This is a genomic window from Pseudomonas sp. O230, from assembly GCF_045447035.1.
Taxonomy (GTDB): domain Bacteria; phylum Pseudomonadota; class Gammaproteobacteria; order Pseudomonadales; family Pseudomonadaceae; genus Aquipseudomonas.
The window spans coordinates 1-20,492 of record NZ_JBJGXN010000018.1; the positions used below are offsets into that span (position 1 = coordinate 1).

13 protein-coding genes and 1 tRNA gene are annotated in these 20,492 nt (G+C 57.5%); 3 read left to right on the forward strand and 11 right to left on the reverse strand.

The window, feature by feature from the left end:
• Positions 1-195: 195 nt before the first annotated feature.
• The 6 genes from ACI77H_RS29220 to rpsU form a co-directional block, all read right to left on the reverse strand.
• A complete protein-coding gene (locus ACI77H_RS29220; RefSeq protein WP_407015398.1) occupies positions 196-2,046 on the reverse strand; it encodes a reverse transcriptase domain-containing protein in 1,851 nt (616 codons plus the stop codon).
• A 126-nt stretch (positions 2,047-2,172) separates the two neighbouring features.
• Positions 2,173-2,248, reverse strand: a tRNA-Ile gene (locus ACI77H_RS29225).
• Between the two features lie 494 nt (positions 2,249-2,742).
• Positions 2,743-6,489 carry an EAL domain-containing protein gene (locus tag ACI77H_RS29230; RefSeq protein ID WP_407015337.1) on the reverse strand — a complete coding sequence of 1,249 codons (3,747 nt, stop codon included), beginning with the start codon at positions 6,487-6,489 and terminating at the stop codon, positions 2,743-2,745.
• Positions 6,490-6,610: 121 nt separating this feature from the next.
• Entirely contained in the window at positions 6,611-8,461 is a 1,851-nt protein-coding gene (gene rpoD, locus ACI77H_RS29235; protein WP_407015339.1) for an RNA polymerase sigma factor RpoD, read from the reverse strand.
• A gap of 67 nt (positions 8,462-8,528) precedes the next feature.
• Positions 8,529-10,508, reverse strand: coding sequence for a DNA primase (dnaG, locus tag ACI77H_RS29240; RefSeq protein ID WP_407015341.1), 1,980 nt, complete (start codon positions 10,506-10,508; stop codon positions 8,529-8,531).
• Positions 10,509-10,989: 481 nt separating this feature from the next.
• Positions 10,990-11,205, reverse strand: coding sequence for a 30S ribosomal protein S21 (gene rpsU, locus ACI77H_RS29245; RefSeq protein ID WP_002551877.1), 216 nt, complete (start codon positions 11,203-11,205; stop codon positions 10,990-10,992).
• Positions 11,206-11,404: 199 nt separating this feature from the next.
• Here rpsU and tsaD point away from each other — a divergent pair, with 199 nt between their 5' ends.
• Entirely contained in the window at positions 11,405-12,430 is a 1,026-nt protein-coding gene (gene tsaD / locus ACI77H_RS29250; protein WP_407015343.1) for a tRNA (adenosine(37)-N6)-threonylcarbamoyltransferase complex transferase subunit TsaD, read from the forward strand.
• A 23-nt stretch (positions 12,431-12,453) separates the two neighbouring features.
• Here tsaD and plsY read toward each other — a convergent pair whose 3' ends face one another.
• Complete coding sequence (gene plsY / locus ACI77H_RS29255) at positions 12,454-13,023, reverse strand: glycerol-3-phosphate 1-O-acyltransferase PlsY (RefSeq protein ID WP_150654008.1); 570 nt, start codon at positions 13,021-13,023, stop codon at positions 12,454-12,456.
• Positions 13,024-13,097: 74 nt separating this feature from the next.
• Here plsY and folB point away from each other — a divergent pair, with 74 nt between their 5' ends.
• Both folB and folK read left to right on the forward strand, forming a co-directional pair.
• The gene (gene folB / locus ACI77H_RS29260; RefSeq protein ID WP_008027044.1) at positions 13,098-13,454 is read left to right on the forward strand and encodes a dihydroneopterin aldolase; all 357 of its coding nucleotides are present in this window, start codon (positions 13,098-13,100) and stop codon (positions 13,452-13,454) included.
• Complete coding sequence (gene folK / locus ACI77H_RS29265) at positions 13,445-13,963, forward strand: 2-amino-4-hydroxy-6-hydroxymethyldihydropteridine diphosphokinase (RefSeq protein WP_407015345.1); 519 nt, start codon at positions 13,445-13,447, stop codon at positions 13,961-13,963. Before folB ends, folK begins: the two co-directional genes overlap by 10 nt.
• A gap of 68 nt (positions 13,964-14,031) precedes the next feature.
• Here the strand turns inward: folK and ACI77H_RS29270 are convergent, their stop codons facing one another.
• The 4 genes from ACI77H_RS29270 to ACI77H_RS29285 form a co-directional block, all read right to left on the reverse strand.
• Positions 14,032-15,261, reverse strand: coding sequence for a multifunctional CCA addition/repair protein (locus tag ACI77H_RS29270; protein WP_407015346.1), 1,230 nt, complete (start codon positions 15,259-15,261; stop codon positions 14,032-14,034).
• Between the two features lie 63 nt (positions 15,262-15,324).
• Entirely contained in the window at positions 15,325-16,887 is a 1,563-nt protein-coding gene (locus ACI77H_RS29275; RefSeq protein ID WP_407015348.1) for a SpoVR family protein, read from the reverse strand.
• A complete protein-coding gene (locus ACI77H_RS29280; RefSeq protein WP_407015349.1) occupies positions 16,884-18,155 on the reverse strand; it encodes a YeaH/YhbH family protein in 1,272 nt (423 codons plus the stop codon). Before ACI77H_RS29280 ends, ACI77H_RS29275 begins: the two co-directional genes overlap by 4 nt.
• Before the next feature lie 204 nt (positions 18,156-18,359).
• Complete coding sequence (locus tag ACI77H_RS29285; RefSeq protein ID WP_008027052.1) at positions 18,360-20,282, reverse strand: PrkA family serine protein kinase; 1,923 nt, start codon at positions 20,280-20,282, stop codon at positions 18,360-18,362.
• Positions 20,283-20,492: the final 210 nt, after the last annotated feature.

Below are 20,492 nucleotides of genomic sequence, written 5' to 3' on the forward strand. Positions count from 1 at the left end.
CTCTAAGTAAACGAATCCAAACATCAGACACGAAAAAGCCGCGCATTCAGCGCGGCTTTTTTGTTTGGTGGGCCCACACGGACTTGAACCGTGGACCAAAGGAGTAGGATCGCTAACCGGCTCCCAGGGGGATACCAACTAGCTTCCTCCGAACGCAGCGTGCAGGTTTCCAAGCACTGCGCTCTCCAGATGTACTCAAGCTGCTGCCACGTGTAGCAGGGAGAATTGGTTAAGTGATATGCCGTCGTACTTACCACGATGGATCTTGTGGTGGCACTCGTGACATACGGGAATTTGCTTCCGATTAAGGATCGCCAATACCCGAGTAAAGCCCTTAACTTCTTGACCCAGCTTCCTAATGTGCTTTACGTGGTGCATAGCCACACGGTCGTCACTTGCGCAGATAACACAAGGTGATCCCAGTTTAGAGCGAGTCCTAAGTCTTAGGTTTCGCTCCAGGAAGTTAACGTCAACTGTCCCTGTTTTGAATCTATTGGGAGACGAGGCCCATTTCCTGATAAGGGGAAATTCGACTTGTCTTATCACCTCTCCGGCTGCATTTTTCACTCTTACTCGAAGGCTAGCTCCGTGCTTAGAGAAAATCTTGCTTCTGGAAGACCGATGTTTGGCCGCCATTGTTTTCGCCGCTGCGTGCTGGAGGATGTATTGAATCCGGGTCAGCATTGAGAACCGATCTACAAAAGAGTAGTAGTTCGATATGCCTCTCCATACAGCTCCAACCTGCTCTACGATTTGTATGTCGTCGAGTAGTATCCATTTGTTGATCGCGGTAGGTTCGCCTTTGGAGTTACAAAATCCTTTGGCGTGGAGCTTCTCGACAAGTTCGCGTACTGGTGCGTACATAATCGGAGTCCAACCTGCCACTCTCTTACGGAAAACTGCTCCGTTACGGATGACTTTCATGATCTTGGGTTTTTCGCTACCTACCCTGAGGCTAGTCCCCAGGAATTTCGCTTTTTCGGTCTTCGCGTGACGGATGTGCGTTTTCTCCAGGCTGAGTTCAAGACCCGCTGTGGATAGATGCTCACCAATTTCAGCTCGGAGCTTTTCGGCTAGGTGCTTAGGCCCATTGATCCCTACAACCCAGTCATCCGCGTACCTGACGTATTTAACCCGTATGAAGCCGTTATCCGAGACAAGGGTGGGGGACATTTGCAGGGATGCGTTGCTGATCGCTCGAATTTCAGCGATAGCTGCTTCCCGCTCCGTTCCTTCCAATCTTGCGATTTTCCCTTGCAGATAACTCCTACGGCTAAGCAACTTTCTATACGCAGGGTTAAGCGCTTTCTTATCTTCCTTTCCCATCTCGTGCTCTTGAATCAAACCCTCGACCTTGCGGTCTAGTTGATGCAAGAAAATGTTCGCCAAAATCGGGGATATAATACTCCCTTGTGGCGTACCGATGGTTCCGGAGAAGTAAGCTCCTTTGTCGAAGTAGCCCGCTTTCAGTGACTTCCTAATCAGGTTTACAAACCGTTCGTCCTTGATCCGCGTTTCCAGTTGTGTAACCAGTTTCTCGTGGGAGATATTGTCGAAGCAGCCTTTAATGTCTCCTTCGATTACCCAAGTTACTCCCGACCATTGCTCCCGGATCTGCTTCAGTGCAGTGTGACAACTCCTCCCCGATCTAAACCCGTGACTGTTGTCGCTAAACGTAGGTTCGAAGATAGCTTCCAAGATCATTCGCATGACCTCTTGCACGACCTTATCAGTAGGTGGTGCCACCGATAGTTCTCGGGTTTTACCATTAGCCTTCGGGATAAGAACCCTTCTGGCGCCTCTAAACGCGAAACTTTCGTCTCTCATTTTGTCGATGATGTTCCGGATCGTTCTGATCGAAAACTCATCTAGGGTCGTTCCATCGTTACCCGCAGTCATATTGCCGGGTTTGCTTTTGATCTTCTCATAGGCCGCAATGTACAAGTCTTCCTTGAACATGAGACGGTAGATGCGATCATTAACAAAGTTCGGATCGGCGTTAGCCTTCCTGAGTGTTTCTATTCGGATGAAGCTTTTGTTCTGCATCACGCATACCTCCACCGTCCTAGAAACATTACATCCTAGGCCCCTTCCCTTTCACCGGGGATTAGCCGGTCGTATTTGAGGTGGTCGATAGCTAGTGAACGGACACGTCCCCTCACCGAAAAAAGATGGTGGGCCGGGCGGGATTCGAACCCGCACTCAACGGCTTATGAGGCCGCTGCATTAACCGTTATGCTACCGGCCCAATACAAACAGGTACTACGAGCCTTCCGTCACCATGGGAATTGCTTCCTTTAGGTGATCCCGCAGTTAACGCAACAACGTGCTCAGGTGTTAGGTCGCCCTTTCGGTTATCTTTCACACTACTTGTGCTAGCGCTTCTGGTGTGGCTTGCAGGGGGCTCATAATCGTCTCCCCGCAACCAGAAGAAGTGGCCTCAATCTCATGCCACCCCGGTGCCGAATTTCCCACGCTTTACCTAGGCTTCAAGCAATACAGCCTTGACCATGACCTGCCCTACCTGACCTTCTCTATTGGAGGAGAGATTCCTCCGCAGAAGGCCTTTTCACGGCATGCTCTTGTCCCTTACGGGGTTTCCCCTTCCGGTAAGCCGCTGGTTTACCCCTAAATGCCACAAGGGGATGGCTATTAACCACAACGTTGTTGCGCCATCTTACGGCGCACTTATGAGTCCTCTGCTCTAACCAACTGAGCTATAGGCCCTCAGTAGGCCGCGGATTATAGCGACGGTTTCTCGGCTGTGCTATCCGAAAAATCCGATACGGCTATACGAAGAAACGTCGCGGCGAATTTGTCTGGCGGCAAGGGCAGGCTGACGATGTAGCCCTGAATCTGTTCGCAGCCTTCTTCGGCGAGAAATTGCTGCTGCGCCAGGGTCTCGACGCCCTCGGCAATCACGGTGAATTGCATGCTGCGGCCCAGCGCGATGATGGCGCGAACGATTGCCGCGTCGTGGGGATCATCCGGCAGGCCCCGGACGAAAGACTGGTCGATCTTGAGAATATCCAGCGGCAGGCGTTTGAGGTAGCTCAGGGAGGAATAGCCGGTGCCGAAGTCGTCGATCGCCAATTGCACGCCCAGGTGTTTGAGTTGATGCAACACCGTCAGGGCTTCCTCGGCCTGGCTCATGATGAAGTTTTCGGTAATTTCCAGTTGCAATAATCCGGGCTGAAGGCCGTTGTCCTTGAGCAGTTGTTCGATCCGGCCAAGCAGGTTGGGTTGGCGCAGTTGTGCGCCTGCGAGGTTGACCGACAGCGGGCCGAGGCACTCATAGGTCTGATTCCACTCGCACATCTGCCGACACGCAGTCTCTAGCACCCAGTCGCCGATTTGCAGAATCATCCCATTCTCTTCAGCCAAGGGAATGAAGTGCTCTGGTGGCACGGCGCCGAAGGTCGGGTGATGCCAGCGGATGAGGGCTTCTGCACCCACCAGGCGATTGTCGTCCAGGCTGATTTTCGGCTGGTAGTGCAGCAACAGTTCATTGCGTTCGATGGCGCGGCGCAGTTCGTGTTCAAGTGCTACGCGCTCGCTGGCCTGAGCGGTCAGGTCGCGGGTATAGCTTTCGACCCGGTTGCGACCCTTGGCCTTGGAGCGGTACATCGCCGCGTCGGCGTTCTTGACCAGTGTGGCAACGTCGCCGCCGTCCATGGGGTAGAGGCTGGTGCCAATGCTGGCGCTGATAAAGAACTCGTGCTCGCCAGCCTGGAATGGCGCAGAAAAGCAGTTGAGCAGTTTGGTGGCGATGTTGTCGGCGTCGCTCGACTGTTGCAAGCCGGGCAGCAGGATGATGAATTCGTCTCCACCGAGGCGCGCCACGGTATCGATGTCGCGCAACTGGTCCTTGAGGCGTACGGCGATGCCCTTGAGCAGCAGGTCGCCGACCGGGTGCCCGAGGCTGTCGTTGATGTGTTTGAAGCGGTCAAGATCTAGGAACAACACGGCGCCCTGGCCGCCGTTTTCCTGTTGGTTGTTGAGTGCAGTCAGCAGCCGGCTCTCGAACAGCGTGCGGTTTGGCAAACCCGTCAGCGGGTCGTGGTGCGCCTGATAATCGAGTTTGGCCTGCGCGTGCTTGAGGCTGGAAATGTCCGCAAATACGGCGACAAAGTGAGTGATGAACTTGTCGCGGTTACGCACGGCGCTGATGGTCAGCCAGCTCGGGTACAACTCGCCGTTTTTGCGCCGATTGGAAATCTCGCCCTGCCAATGCCCTTCGGCGGTCAGTTGGTGCCACATGGCCGCGTAGAAAGCGCTGTCATGCAGGCCTGAGGCGAGCAGGCGCGGGGTGTGGCCCAAGGCCTCGCTTTCGCTGTAGCCGGTGATTTCGGTAAACGCGCGATTGACCGCGCTGATGTGCTGCTGGGTGTCGGTGATCAACACGCCTTCGGCAGTACTCTCGAACACGGTCGCGGCCTGTTGCAGCTTTTCCTGCATCAGGTGGCGCTCGGTGATATCCCTCGCGATGGTCAGCATGCAATCTTCGTCGCCGATCGGCAGCGGACGGCTCGACACTTCACAAAGGCGGATCTGTCCGTCGCTGCGGCGGATGTGGCAACTGAAGTCGCGGACGAAACCGTCCCGATGCAGCAAATCGAGCATTTGTTTGCGTTCGTTGAGATTGACCCAGATCCCCAGCTCAAGCACCGAACGATCCACCGACATAGCACTGTTGAAGCCGGTAATGCGGCTGAAGCCTTCGTTGACCTCCAGCAGTAAGCCATCACTCTGCCGGGACAGCAGCAAGCCATCGGGTGAGGCATGGAAGGCTTTGGCGAATTTCTCTTCGGACGTTTGCAGTTGTTGCTGGGTTTCCTTGAGTTGACTGATGTCACGCACCACCACCACCAGCGCCGGCGTGGTATCGAGGTCGAAGGGTTCGGCGGAGATCAGGCCGGTAAACACTTGGCCATTGTTGCGGCGAAAGGGCATCTCCAGGTTACGGATGCTGCCGGCCTGCAAGCGCTGCAGCAAGCTCGGCCCGACTCCGGGGATGCCCCAGATGTTCAGGTCGGTGGCGGTCTGGCCGATGACTTCTTCAGCCTTGAGACCAATCTGATCCTCGAACGCTTCGTTGACCTCCAGCAGACAGCCATCCGAAAGCCGCGCGATGACCAGAATGTCCGGACATTGCTGGAACACCGAGGCAAACTTCTGCTCCGACAGTCGCAGCGCCTCTTCGGTGCGCTTGGCTTCGCTGATGTCGATCATCAATCCGCGCATCACCGGTTCATGACCGTGTTCGATCAGGCTGACGATGTCACGCACCCACAGGCAGCGACCGTCGGCGGTGATGACCCGGTAATCTAGGCTGTGATCGCGCCCGGCCAGGACTTCGTGATCGCAGAAGGTCTGGGCGCGGGTCAGGTCGGCGGGGTGGATGATGTTGCGCCAGAACCCCGGAATCAGCCAATGGGACAGGGGATAACCGAGCAATTCTTCGGCGTGGGGCGACACATAGCTGTAGGTGAAATCGGTGATCCGCGCTTCCCAGGCGATGGCCGAAAGGCTCTCCACCAACCCGCGATAATGGTATTCGCTGCTGCGCAGTTCCTGTTCCAGGTCGATGCGGCGGGCAATTTCCGAGCTCAATCGGCGATTGATCCGGATGACCACCGCCAGCACGGTGATCAGCAACAGCAACCCCGGCAAGCCGTAAACGATCAGGTCGGACCAGAAGGTTCGATGATCGAGGACGTTACCCACCCAATGTTCCTGAATGGCGCTGATTTCTGCCGGCGTCATGTCTGCCAAGACTTTGTCCAGGATGCCGACCAGAATCTTGTTGTCACGAGGCACGCCCATTGCCAGTTGATAGCGATAGGGTGTCTCGCCGCTGACATAGAGCCCGTCGAGCTTGAGCTGACGCAAGCTCCAGACGCTGGAAGCGAGATCACCGACCACCGCGTCCACTTCATCGGTCGCCAGTGCCTGCAACGCCGAGCTGACGTTGGGCATGCCCACCAGATTCAGGTCGGGATGGTGGGTGCGCAGCAGTTCATGGGGCGCGTAGTTTTCCACCACGGCGATTTTCAGGCCATACAGCTCTTCGAGCTTGCGCGGTTGAGCACCTCCGACGTGGGCAAGAATGACAATCGGAAAGTCCAGGTAGGGGCGGGTAAACGCCAGGTAGTTCTGACGCTCCGGGGTCGACATGATGCCTGGCAACAGGTCCAGTTTCGCTTGTTTGGCCTGCTCAAGCACGGCCGTCCAGCTCACCGGTTCGATGGGCGTGAGTTTGATGGCCAGGCGTTGGCGAATCAGGTCGATGTAATCCGCGGCAAGACCCTGATAGCGGCCCTGATCATCGCGGAACTCAAAGGGCGGCCATGACGCATCGACACCCAGGCGCAAGTCCGGGTGGGCCGTCAACCAGCTACGTTCTTCGTCGGTCAGAGTCAGCGCGCCAGCCGTTGCGGTCCAGGTCATCAGCGACAGCAAAAAAAGCACGGTCGGCAGTCTGGGCATAACGGTCTCGTTATGGCTCGGGGAATGTTTCGAGTGTAGACGGGCAATTCGGCGGGAGGGAAGTGCGGGGGATTTAATCTGCATAAAGCAAAACCCCCGGCCTGGGCCGGGGGTTTTGTGATCACTCGTCGAGGAAGGAGCGCAGATGCTCGCTTCTCGTCGGGTGGCGCAGCTTGCGCAGCGCCTTGGCTTCGATCTGACGAATCCGCTCACGGGTAACGTCGAACTGCTTACCAACCTCCTCAAGGGTGTGGTCGGTATTCATGTCGATGCCGAAACGCATGCGCAGAACCTTGGCTTCACGTGCAGTGAGGCCGGACAGGACTTCGCGAGTCGCTTCTTTAAGGCTCTCAACGGTAGCAACATCGATTGGCGACTGCATGGTCGAGTCTTCGATGAAGTCACCCAGATGGGAGTCTTCGTCATCACCGATCGGGGTTTCCATGGAGATCGGCTCTTTAGCGATCTTCAATACCTTGCGGATCTTGTCCTCAGGCATTTCCATGCGTTCGCCCAGCTCTTCCGGGGTCGGTTCACGACCCATTTCCTGCAACATCTGCCGGGAAATACGGTTGAGCTTGTTGATCGTCTCGATCATGTGCACCGGAATACGGATGGTGCGGGCCTGGTCGGCGATCGAGCGAGTGATCGCCTGACGGATCCACCAGGTGGCATAAGTCGAGAATTTGTAGCCGCGGCGGTATTCGAACTTGTCTACCGCTTTCATCAGACCGATGTTGCCTTCCTGGATCAGATCGAGGAATTGCAGACCACGGTTGGTGTACTTCTTGGCGATGGAGATCACCAGACGCAAGTTCGCTTCTACCATCTCTTTCTTCGCGCGGCGGGCCTTGGCCTCACCGATCGACATGCGACGGTTGATGTCCTTGATCTCGGCGATCGTCAAACCGGTTTCGGTTTGCAGCGCGGTCAGCTTCTGCTGGCAACGAATGATGTCCGGTTGCAGGCGACCAATGGCTTCAGCGTATTTGCTTTTGCCTTTGGCCAGTGCGTCGGTCCAGCTTTCGTCAACTTCGTTGCCCGGGAACTGGCGCAGGAAGTCGGCACGCGGCATGCGGGCATCACGCACGCACAATTGCATGATCGCGCGCTCTTGCTGACGAAGACGATCCAAGGCACTGCGAACACGTTCGACCAGGCCTTCGAATTGCTTCGGCACCAGTTTGATCGGCATGAACAGCTCAGCCAGGGCCAACAGTTCGGCGATTGCCAGCTTGTTGCCACGACCGTGCTTTTTCAGCGCCTTGCGGGTGATTTCCATCTGATCGGAGACAGCGCCAAAACGCTGTGCCGCGATGATCGGATCCGGACCGCTTTCGGCTTCTTCTTCGTCGTCGGTGCTGGCTTCAGCTTCGTCGTCGTCGGTGTCGTCATCCGCTTTCACGGCTTTCGGATCGACAGGCGGCGGCACTTCTGCAGCAGGCGGCGCAATGCCGTCGTCCGGGTCGATATAACCGCTCAGGACGTCGGACAGGCGGCCACCTTCGGTGGTGACGCGAGTGTATTCGGAGAGAATATGGTCAACCGTGCCAGGGAAGTGCGCGATTGCGCCCATCACCTCACGGATGCCCTCTTCAATACGTTTGGCGATTTCGATTTCGCCTTCACGTGTCAGGAGCTCTACCGTACCCATTTCGCGCATGTACATGCGCACCGGGTCGGTGGTGCGACCGATGTCGGTTTCGACCGCTGCCAACGCTGCTGCTGCCTCTTCGGCCGCGGCTTCGTCGGTATCGGCGTCGGCCAGCATAAGGGAATCCTTATCTGGCGCAACCTCGAATACGTTGATCCCCATGTCATTGATCATGCGGATGATGTCTTCCACCTGTTCCGGATCTGAAATATCCTCCGGCAGGTGGTCGTTGACCTCCGCGTAAGTCAGGTAGCCCTGCTCACGACCCAGTGTGATCAACTCTTTGATACGAGACTGCTGTTGCGCTTTTCCGGACATAACACCCTATCCACTGAAGGTCTTGGCGGGCAAAAAACAAGCCGAGGATTATACCTGAGCTATGACCTCACGCGCCAGTTGAGGTCGGGTTTGGTGTAGCCATATTGCGTTTTAATAGGTCGCGCATCTGATTTGCGATCTGATTTGCTTCCTCTGCGGTCAATCCTGGCTGTCTTGCTTTTCTGATAAGTGCTTCCAGGCTATCGGTGTGTTGACCGGCTGATAGCCTAGTAATGGTGTCTAAAAACTGTTGTTCAAGGTTATCGCCTTTAATCAGCCATTCCTTTTCGGCCAAGGCTTTGAGAAGGCGTCCCTGTTCTGTCCCGTGCCAGCGGGCCATTAACTGAATTGAGTTTAGCTTAGGATTTTTTTGCACGGCCTCGATAAGGGCCACCAGCAGCTGTGCGTAGGTGTTGCTCTCATTGGCGAAGTGATCGGCGGTTTCTACCTTGCCAGCCAGTTCCGGGTGATGAATGAGCGTGCGAAGTGCGATCAGGGTCGGAGCTTCCACGGCAATCGGTGTGCGCGGGGCGCTCGGTTGATCGCGATCACCGCCACGCTTGCCATTCTTGTCCCAGGGTTTCTTGTCCCATTTCTTGCCGCCGGCGCCGGGTTTCTTCGGCGTCCATTCCTGCTGCGGCGCGTACATCTCTTGTGCCTGCGGCTGATGGTAGTCGCTGTAATCTGGCATCGCGTCGTAATCGAGGCCCGGGTCATAGGTCGGTGGCGCGTCCTGAGGCGCGCTTTGCACCAGTTGGCTCACGGCCTCGCCACTGAGTCCGGTGATTTCGCTCAGGCGCTTGCGCATGAGGATGCGCAGGTTCGCGCCCGGGACCTTGTCGATCAGCGGCGCCGCGAGGGTGGCCATGTGGGCCTTGCCTTCGAGCGAGCGTGGGTCCGATTCCTCGGTCAACTGCTGAAAAAAGTAGTCTGCCAGCGGCTGCGCATGCTGGTTGATCCGCGCGCGGAAGGCATCAGTGCCTTCGGAGCGGACCAGCGTATCCGGGTCTTCGCCCTCGGGCAGGAACAGAAAGCGCGCCCGCCGCCCGTCCTGCAGGCAGGGCAGGGTGGCTTCCAGTGCTCGCCACGCGGCGTTACGGCCAGCCTGGTCGCCGTCGAAGCAGAACAAAACGTTGGGCACCACGCGAAACAGTCGCTTCAAGTGCTCTTCGCTGGTGGCGGTGCCGAGTGTGGCGACGGCATTGCGCAGGCCTTGCTGGGCGAGGGCGATGACGTCCATGTAGCCTTCGACGACGATGATTTCGTCGAGGTTGCGGTTGTTTTTGCGAGCTTCATACAGGCCGTAGAGTTCCTGGCCCTTATGAAATACCGGAGTTTCCGGTGAGTTCAGGTATTTCGGTTTGTCATCGCCCAATACCCGGCCACCAAAAGCAATGATGCGCCCGCGGCTGTCGCGGATCGGAAACATCACGCGATCGCGGAAGCGGTCATAGCGTTTGCCGGTTTCGGCGTTTTCGATCAGCAGGCCGGCATCGACCATGGCCTTTTGTTGCAGGGTGTCGCTGCTCAGGTGCTTGAACAGATTGTCCCAGCCGGGCGGGGCGAAACCGAGTCCGAAGTCCCGGGCAATCTCGCCGGTCAGCCCGCGACCCTTCAGGTAATCCACCGCGGCTTTGCGCGAAGGATGGCTTTTCAGTGCCTGGCGATAGAAGTCGGCGGCGGCGGTGAGCAGGGGGTACAGCGGCGAATCGGTCGGCTGTCGCGGTTTGTGCGGCCGGCCGCTTTCTTCGCGGGGGATTTCCATGCCGGCGGCTTTGGCCAGTTCTTCGACAGCCTGGATGAAGTCCAGGTTGTCGTGGTCCATCATGAAGCCGAGGGCGTTACCGCCAGCGCCGCAGCCGAAGCAGTAATAGAACTGCTTGTCGGGGCTGACGCTGAAGGAGGGGGTTTTCTCTTTGTGGAACGGGCAGCAGGCGGTGTAGTCCTTGCCGGCCTTTTTCAGTTGCAGGCGCGAGCTGACCACATCGACGATGTCGGTGCGGTTCAGAAGGTCGTCAATGAAGCTCTGGGGAATTAACCCGGCCATGGCGGTCTCGTCATCTGCGCTGAAATGGACCCAAAACGAAGGGCTGACAAACGCGGGTCATTGCTTGAGGCGCGCAAAGTGTGCGGCTCGACCAGTGTCGTCTGCATAATCGCTGTCGGGAAGTGTATCTGCCGAAAATTCACTGACGTTAATGCCAATCAGTATTCGACTATTTGAAAGTGTTTCGCTGAATCCGCTGCGGCCAGTCGATGGCCTCGGATAGCTCATAAGCGGGCACGCAAGAAGATGCCTTGGGCTGATCGTCGTGAGAGGAATCAGGGGGTGTGCTCGTCAGTAGCCTTGGAAGGCTCGTCAGAAAAGACGTGCACCGCTGGCAAAAGAGCCAGGTCTGACGCTGTGAAGCAGGTTTGTCTCGGTCGCGTCTGCGGCTTTGACGGTGAAGCATCAAGCGTTGTCCGCAAATGCCATTAGCCCGGCTGAGGGCCGGGCTTGGCAGAAGCTTGCTACGAACGTCTGTGTATTAGTACAGACGAACGGCGCGGCGCTGTTCGCGCTGAACTTTCTTGGCGTGACGCTTAACAGCGGCTGCTGCTTTGCGCTTACGCTCAGAAGTTGGCTTCTCGTAAAATTCGCGGCTACGAACTTCAGCCAGTACACCGGCTTTTTCGCAGGAGCGCTTGAAACGACGCAGAGCTACGTCGAAGGGTTCGTTCTCTTTTACTTTGACGGCTGGCATCCAGAGCTACCTTCATTCATTACCGGGGTCAACATCCTCGCGGCAAAAGAGCACTTGAAGACGTCGGTTTTTAAGGGTTGCGGATGTTAACCCCTCATCGCTCGGAATGCAAAGCCTCTGATCGAAAACCGCTAGTCGGGGCATCGCATGGCGACTATTATGCCGGCCTTCGAATTCAGCCTAAACAAGGCGCAAACCCATGCTAGTACTGGGATTAGAAACCTCCTGCGACGAAACCGGTGTCGCATTATATGACAGTGAGCGCGGCCTGCTGGCCGACGCGCTGTTCAGCCAGATCGACCTGCATCGTGCCTATGGTGGCGTGGTGCCGGAACTGGCCTCGCGTGACCACGTCAAACGCATGCTGCCCTTGATTCGTCAGGTGTTGGCCGAGGCGGGCTGCGTGCCCACCGAGATCGACGCGATCGCCTATACCGCGGGTCCGGGGTTGGTCGGTGCGCTGCTGGTCGGTGCTTCCTGCGCTCAGGCGCTGGCCTTTGCCTGGGGCATTCCGGCGCTCGGCGTGCACCACATGGAAGGTCATTTGCTGGCGCCGATGCTGGAGTCGCAACCGCCGGAATTTCCGTTCGTCGCTTTGTTGGTGTCGGGTGGTCATACGCAGCTGGTTCAGGTCGACGGAATCGGTCAATACACGCTCTTGGGCGAGACCCTCGACGATGCCGCCGGAGAAGCCTTCGACAAGACCGCGAAGATGATGGGCCTGAATTATCCGGGCGGACCGGAAATCGCTCGTCTGGCGGAGCAAGGCGTTGCAGGACGTTTCACTTTCCCGCGTCCGATGTGCGACCGCCCAGGCCTGGCTTTCAGCTTCAGTGGCCTGAAAACCTTCGCCCTAAACACCTGGCAGCAGAGCGTCAACGCCGGGGACGACAGCAAGCAAGCCCGTTGCGACATCGCGCTGGCGTTCCAGCAGGCCGTGGTGGAGACTTTGACCATCAAGTGCAAGCGTGCCCTGAAACAGGCGGGCATGAAGCGTCTGGTGATCGCAGGCGGCGTCAGCGCCAACAAGGCGTTGCGCACTTCACTGGAGAAAATGCTCGGCGACATGAAGGGCGACGTGTTTTACGCCCGTCCGGAGTTCTGTACCGACAACGGCGCAATGATTGCGTTTGCCGGTTGCCAGCGCTTGCAGGCCGGCCAGCACGAAAGCCTGGCGATCAGCGTGCAGGCGCGCTGGCCGATGGAGCAATTGTCAGGGCTGTGATGAACGGCGCTCACCTCCGGTATTTAAAAATGCCGTTCGCGCCCGGCAAACAGGTCGCGTAGATTGCCCCGATGACGCCAGACGATCAGGCCCGTGAGCGCGCTCATGGGAAGCAGGGCCGCAGGTTCTTGCCAGGCCAGTAACGGCAGGGTCAGCGGTGTGGCGATCAGCGCGGCGAGTGAGCTGGTACGGGTCAGGTAGAACGTCAGCAGCCAGGCGCAGACCGCCAGCAGGGCGGCTGGCGGGTAAAGCCCCAGTAGCATGCCGGCAGCAGTGGCGACACCTTTGCCGCCGCGAAAGCGAAAATACAGCGGGAACAGGTGGCCGATGACAGCACATACGCCGATCCAGGCCTGTTCTTGCAGCGAAAGGCCCGCAACACCGGCGATCAGAACCGGCAGCAGCCCTTTGCAGAGGTCGCCGATCAAGGTCAGGATGGCGAGTTTCTTGCCGGCCAGACGCAACATGTTGGTGGCGCCGGCATTGCCCGAGCCACTCATTCGCGGATCGGGGTTACCGGTCAGGCGGCTGAGCAAAATGGCAAAGGACAGAGAGCCGAGCAGGTAGGCGAGAGTCGCCAGTAACCAAAACATGCTAACTATTCCGGGCGAGGACGCCCTGATTCTAACGGCGCATTGCGCCCTTGTCGTGCAGCGGAGAAAAGTGCTTGGACAGAGTGTTTATCGAGGGCCTGGAAGTCGACACCGTGATTGGTGCCTACGACTGGGAGCGAGGCATCCGACAGTGCTTGCGTCTTGATCTGAGCTTCGCCTGGGACAACCGTCCGGCCGCGGCCGGTGATGACCTGACCCTGGCGCTCGATTACGCGAGTGTTTCGTCGCGCATCCAGGCCTTTGCCGAGCAGGCGCAGTTCCAACTGGTCGAAACCTTTGCCGAGCGTCTGGTTGAAGTGCTGATGAGCGAATTCAACATCACCTGGATGCGTCTCAAACTGACCAAGCCAGGTGCCGTTCCGGCGGCCACCGGTGGTGTGGGCGTGGAGATCGAGCGCGGATGCCGCTGACTCAGGTGTACCTCGGGCTGGGTAGCAATATCGAGCGCGAAACCCATTTGCAGGCTGGCCTGGAAGCCCTGGCGGGTTTTCTGGTGGATATCAGGTGCTCGGCGGTGTTTGAAAGCCAGCCGGTGGGGATCAAGAGCGGGCCGTTCTTCAATTTCGTCGTCTCGGCCTACACAGATTTGCCGCTGATAGAACTGGACCGCCGACTGAAATTCATCGAGGCAGACAACGGCCGCTATGCGCCGGACCGCAGGGGTTTGCCGCTGGATATCGACGTGCTGCTATTTGGCGATCTGGTGGGCAATTTCGACGGACTGATCCTTCCGCGGGCAGAAATTCTGAAAAATGCCTTTGTACTGTGGCCGTTGTCCCTGATTGCGCCGGACAGAGTGCATCCGGGCGTAGGCAAAAGCTTTGCGACGTTGTGGCGTGAGGCGCAGATTGATCAGGTGTTGGCGCCGGTGGCTTTCGAGTGGCGCGGTAAACAGCTGACATCTTCGAATTTATTGTGAGGCTGATGACGCCTTCGCGAGCAGGCTCGCTCCCACTGGGGAAGCGCCAAACCTGCTCGCGAAGCTTTTCAGGCAGACGCCGCCTCTTTGTAGGCCTTCAGCGCTTTTAGTCGCTCGCGCTTGATCGCCTCACCCAGCTCCAGCCCCTTGAACCCCTTCTCCAGCAACGGCTGTACTGCCACGCTCCGTGCCGCTGTCGCCGCCCCGCGCAAATAATCCGCCTGTGGATAACTTCTCTGCTCCAGCCCTTTGCGGCCACGGGCGTCCATCTCGCACGCCGCAATGAACTCTTCAAACCGCTGAGGTCGCCGGTAGACGTCAAAACTCTGCAGCAGCTCCAGCAATGTCGAGGGTTTCAGCTCCAGGGCGCGATGGCCATGGGTGTGATACTGGCCCACCAGCAACGCCAATTCCTGGCAGTCCTTTGGTGCCTTGAAGCGTTCATTGACCGCTTTGATCAGCTTCAGGCCTGTGTGTTCGTGGGCGATGTGCCGCGGCCAGTCTTCTTTCGGCGTCAGTCCTTTGCCCAGGTCATGCAGCAGGCAAGCCCAGCGCACAGTCAGTGGTTGTTTGTGCTGCGATGATTGTTCGAGCACGCTCAACGTGTGTACACCGGTGTCGATTTCCGGGTGATGCGCTTCCGGTTGCGGTACGCCGAACAGCGCATCGACCTCCGGCATCAGCACCTTGAGAGCACCGCACTCGCGCAGCACTTCGATAAACACCTGAGGTTGATCTTCCAATAGCGCGCGGGAGATTTCTTTCCAGCTGCGTTCGGCGGTCAGCGCCTCCAGTTCGCCCGACTCGCTGAGTTGGCGCATGAGCGCCAGCGTTTCCGGTGCAACGGTGAAGCCCAATTCGGCATAACGAGCAGCAAAGCGCGCAACACGTAGAACACGGAGCGGATCTTCGGCGAACGCGGGGGAAACGTGGCGCAGAACGCGAGCTTCGAGATCGCGTTGGCCATGGTAGGGGTCGGTCAAATTCTGTTGATCGTCTTCTGCCATGGCGTTGATCGTCAGGTCGCGACGAATCAGGTCTTCCTCGAGGGTAACCTCGGGGCTGGCATGAAAGGTAAAACCGCCGTAACCACGTCCGCTTTTACGTTCAGTCCGGGCGAGGGCGTATTCTTCACCGTTTTTTGGATGAAGAAACACTGGAAAGTCCGCACCCACCGGGCGATAGCCCTTGGCGAGCATTTCTTCGGTGGTGGCGCCGACCACGACCCAGTCGATATCGGTGACAGGTTTGCCCAGCAGGCGATCGCGAACCGCACCGCCGACTTTATAAATCTGCATAAAAAACCTCCGTTAGCCCGACAGAATAACCGTTGCGTCGAACTTCCGGAGGCAGAAACAGGATCAAAGATGAATGACGGCCAGGTCCAACCGGCCGTAATCGCCTTCGCTGTGTTCGCTTCGGGGCGGTACGTGGTGGGTTTTCATCACTTGATCCCCTTGGAGGGTTTCCAGGTGAATGTCGAAGCCCCAGAGGCGGTGCAAGTGTTTAAGCACTTCCTCGGTGGACTCTCCCAGCGGTTTGCGGTCGTGCTGCTGGTGACGAAGGGTCAGGGAGCGGTCGCCACGGCGGTCGATGCTGTAGATCTGGATGTTGGGTTCGCGATTCCCGAGGTTGTACTGCGCGGCCAGGGTTTCACGGATAGTGCGGTAGCCATCTTCGTCGTGGATGGCCGGCACTAGCAGGTCGTCTTTCTGGTCGTCATCGAGAATGCTGAACAATTTCAGGTCTCGGATCACCTTAGGCGACAGGTACTGCAGGATGAAGCTCTCATCCTTGAAGCTGCTCATCGCGAACTTGATGGTCGGCAACCAGTCGGTGCCGGCAATTTCCGGGAACCAGCGGTAATCCTCTTCAGTAGGGGCTTCACACATGCGCCGGATATCTCGGTACATGGCAAAACCCAGGGTGTAGGGGTTGATACCGTTGTAGTAAGGGCTGTCGAACCCTGGCTGATAAACAACGCTGGTGTGGGAGGTCAGAAACTCCATCATGAAGCCGTCAGTCACCAGGCCTTCGTCGTACAGGTCATTCATCAGGGTGTAATGCCAGAACGTGGCCCAGCCTTCGTTCATCACCTGGGTTTGACGCTGTGGATAGAAATATTGAGCGATCTTGCGCACGATTCGCACGATTTCCCGCTGCCAAGGCTCCAGCAGCGGCGCGTGTTTTTCGATGAAATACAGGATATTTTCCTGAGGTTCGGCGGGGAAGCGTGCGTTGTCCTTGTCGCTGTACTTGTCCGCGCCTTTTGGAATGGTGCGCCACAGATCGTTGATCTGTTTCTGCAAATGCTCCTCCCGATCCTTTTGCCGACGACGTTCTTCTTCGGCGGATATCGGGTAAGGGCGTTTGTAGCGGTCAACCCCGTAGTTCATCAGCGCATGGCAGGAATCCAGCAGGTCCTCGACCGCATCGATGCCGTGGCGCTCTTCGCACTGCATGATGTACTGCTTGGCGAACACCAGATAATCAATGATCGAGCTGGCGTCGGTCCAGGTTCGGAACAGGTAATTGCCCTTGAAGAAGCTGTTGTGCCCGTAGCAGGCATGAGCCACTACCAGCGCCTGCATGCAGATGGTGTTTTCTTCCATCAGGTAGGCGATGCAGGGGTCCGAGTTGATCACGATTTCGTAAGCCAGACCCATCTGCCCGCGGGAGTACGACTTTTCGGTGCTGAGGAAGTGTTTGCCGTACGACCAGTGGTGGTAGCCCAGCGGCATGCCGACGGAGGCGTAGGCGTCCATCATCTGTTCGGCCGTGATCACTTCGATCTGGTTGGGGTAGGTGTCGAGCGCGTAGCGAGCCGCGATACGGCTGATTTCGCGGTCGTAGGCCTGGATCAGCTCGAACGTCCATTCGGAGCCGGTGGAAATGGGTTGGCGCTTCTGCTCTTTGGCGGTCATGTCACTAACCTGCGCTGGAAGAGTTCACGGAAGACCGGATAGATATCCCCGGCCGAGACCAGTTGTTGCTGGGCAAATGTGTCGGAAAAGGCTTCGGCAATGCGCTCGTACTCGAACCACAGGGCCTGGTGTTCGCGCGGGGTGATCTCAACGTAAGTGTAGTACTGCACGAACGGCATGATCTGGTTGATCAGAATGTCGCGGCAGATCGGCGAATCGTCATTCCAGTTGTCGCCGTCGGAAGCCTGGGCGGCGTAGATGTTCCACTCGTTGCTCGGATAGCGTTCGGCCATGATCTCCTGCATCAGTTTCAACGCACTGGAAACGATGGTGCCGCCGGTTTCGCGGGAATAGAAGAATTCTTCCTCATCGACTTCCCGGGCACTGGTGTGGTGACGGATGAACACCACGTCAATCTTGTCGTAGTTACGCTTGAGGAACAGGTACAGCAGGATAAAGAAACGCTTGGCAATGTCCTTGGTCGCCTGGGTCATGGAACCGGACACGTCCATCAGGCAGAACATCACCGCTTTCGAGCTGGGGTTGGGTTGCTTGATCAGCAGGTTGTACTTGAGGTCGAAGGTGTCGAGGAACGGTACGCGATGAATGCGCGCACTGAGCTTTTCGATTTCCGCTTCTATTTCCTGAATATCGCCGAAGTTGTCCGGTTCTTCCTGCTTGAGTCGCAGCAATTCCTCTTTGGCTTCGCGCAGTTTCGCCCGGCTGCTGCCGGACAGGGCAATTCGTCGTGCGTGGGCCGAGCGCAGAGTCCGGATGATGTTGATCCGCGACGGGTTGCCTTCGTTACTGATGCCTGCACGAACGGTCTTGAAGGTATCGGTGCCGGTCAGGTTACGCTTGACCAGATTGGGCAGCTCCAGGTCCTCGAACATGAACTCGAGGAATTCTTCCTGGGTGATCTGGAAGACAAACTCGTCCATGCCTTCACCCGAGTTGCCAGCCTTGCCGGGGCCTCTGCCGCCGCCACCTCCCGGCGGACGGGCGATGTGCTCGCCGCTGATGAACTCTTTGTTGCCGGGGTGCACGACGGTCTGTTTGCCCCCGCGACCGTGATGAAGCACCGGCTCGTCGATGTCGCGGCCGGGAATGCTGATCTGTTCGCCGTGTTCCATGTCGGTGATGGAGCGCCGGCTGACCGCTTCTTCGACAGCCTTTTTGATGTGATCACGGTAACGCCGCAGAAACCGCTGACGGTTCACCGTGCTCTTGTTCTTGCCATTGAGACGTCGGTCGATCACATAGCTCATGACTGCTCCTTAGAAGCTGTCCTGAAAGGGGCGAGCGGTGATGCAGCATCGGACCGAGGGCCAAGGGAGATTCAACGCTCCCCCAAGCGCTTTGGATGCTGCCTGAACTCGCTACCGACTTTCGAACACCTTCCAGAGGCCTGTGTAACAGAAAATACGCACACAGGTCTCTGGCTGACGACAACCGGTCTGACCGGCAGCGGGTTATTGTGATTTTCTGACCCGCAGGTACCACTCGGACAGCAGTCGTACCTGTTTGTCGGTGTAGCCGCGCTCGACCATCCGTGTGACGAAGTCGTTGTGCTTCTGCTGGTCCTCTTTGCTGGCCTTGGCGTTGAAGCTGATGACTGGCAGGAGGTCCTCGGTGTTGGAGAACATTTTCTTCTCGATGACCACCCGCAGTTTTTCATAGCTGAGCCAGGTCGGGTTCTTGCCGTTGTTATTGGCTCGGGCGCGCAGTACGAAGTTGACGATTTCGTTGCGGAAATCCTTCGGATTGCTGATGCCTGCCGGTTTTTCGATTTTCTCCAGTTCTTCGTTCAGCGCTACGCGGTTGAGGATCTCGCCGGTTTCCGGGTCGCGGTATTCCTGGTCCTGGATCCAGAAGTCGGCGTACAGCACGTAACGATCGAAGATGTTCTGGCCGTACTCGCTGTACGACTCGAGGTAGGCGGTCTGGATTTCCTTGCCGATGAACTCGATATAACGCGGTGCCAGGTACTCCTTGAGGAAGCGCAGGTAGCGTTCGCGGGTTTCCGCCTGGAATTGTTCCTGCTCGATCTGTTGTTCCAGCACGTAAAGCAAATGCACCGGGTTGGCGGCGATTTCGTGCGGATCGAAGTTGAAGACCTTCGACAGAATCTTGAACGCGAAACGGGTCGACAGTCCGTTCATGCCTTCGTCGACACCGGCATTGTCACGGTATTCCTGGATCGACTTGGCTTTTGGATCCGTGTCCTTGAGGTTTTCGCCGTCATACACCCGCATCTTGGAGTAGATGTTCGAGTTTTCCGGCTCCTTGAGGCGCGAGAGCACGGTGAATTGGGCGAGCATCTTCAGCGTGTCCGGCGCGCAGTGCGCCTTGGCCAGGGAGCTGTTGAACAAGAGCTTGTCGTAGATCTTCACTTCGTCGCTGACCCGCAGGCAGTACGGCACTTTGACGATGTAGATCCGGTCGATGAAGGCTTCGTTGTTCTTGTTGTTGCGGAAGGTGTGCCACTCCGATTCGTTGGAGTGGGCCAGCAGGATCCCGGTAAACGGAATCGCCCCCAGACCTTCGGTACTGTTGTAGTTGCCTTCCTGAGTGGCGGTCAACAATGGGTGCAGCACCTTGATCGGCGCCTTGAACATTTCGACGAATTCCATCAGGCCCTGGTTGGCCCGGCACAGTGCGCCCGAGTAGCTGTAGGCGTCGGCGTCGTTTTGCGGGAATTCTTCCAGTTTGCGGATATCGACCTTGCCCACCAGTGCCGAGATGTCCTGGTTGTTTTCATCTCCCGGCTCGGTTTTGGCCACGGCGATCTGGTTGAGGATCGACGGATAGAGCTTCACCACGCGGAACTGGCTGATGTCGCCGCCGAACTCGGCCAGACGTTTGGTGGCCCATGGCGACATGATGGTGTTGAGATAGCGCCGCGGAATGCCGAAGTCTTCTTCGAGGATCGCGCCATCTTCAGTGGCGTTGAACAGACCCAAGGGAGATTCGAATACCGGCGAGCCTTTGATCGCGTAGAAAGGCACCTTCTCAATGAGCTGTTTCAGCTTCTCGGCCAGGGACGATTTACCGCCGCCGACGGGGCCGAGCAGGTAGAGGATTTGTTTCTTCTCTTCCAGGCCCTGAGCGGCATGGCGGAAATACGAGACGATCTGGTCGATGCATTCTTCCATCCCGTGGAAGTCTTCAAAGGCCGGATAGCGGCGGATCACCTTGTTGGAAAAGATCCGCGAAAGCCTCGAGTTGGTCGAGGTGTCGAGCAGCTCCGGTTCTCCGATGGCCAGCAACAAACGCTCGGCGGCGGAAACGTAGGCGCTGCGGTCCTTTTTGCACAGCTCCAAGTACTCTTGCAGTGAGAGTTCTTCCTGGCGTGTGGACTCGAAGCGTTGTTGGAAGTGGCTAAAGATACTCATGACGTCACCTCGCTCGATACGTGGAGCCGACGCCGGATCAGTCAGTCGATGCTGGCAGCGACCGGATATGCAGTCGCTGTTTACCCCCCAGAACCCTTTCAAAGCGTACCGCCCCGAAAGCTACTCCCGATGACCCGCGCGCCGGTGTACCGGCTCTCCCCTGTTTTGGATGGCCTGGGCTTAAGGATAGTTGGGAATTCGGGAGGTAAA